General features: G+C 74.3%; 1 protein-coding gene. It reads left to right on the forward strand.

Annotated features, from left to right (window positions below):
* Positions 1-245 (forward strand): MFS transporter (locus tag ACR9ZG_RS19005; RefSeq protein ID WP_481286399.1); only part of this gene is annotated, 245 nt, incomplete at both ends.

Consider the following 245-nt stretch of genomic DNA (forward strand, 5'->3'; position numbering starts at 1 on the left):
CCTCGCGTCCCTGCTGCTCGTGCTGACCGTGTTCGGCCCGATCTCGATGGACCTCTACCTGCCCGCGCTGCCCGCCCTCACCGCCGAGCTCGGCGCCGCGACCTCGACCGCCCAGCTGACCGTGACCGCGTGCCTGATCGGCCTCGCCGCCGGCCAGCTGATCGCAGGGCCGCTCTCGGACCGGTTCGGGCGCCGGGCGCCTGCGCTGATCGGGGTGACCGCGTACGTCGTCGTGTCGGCGCTGT

The organism is Leifsonia sp. KNZ12-8B, from assembly GCF_056755495.1.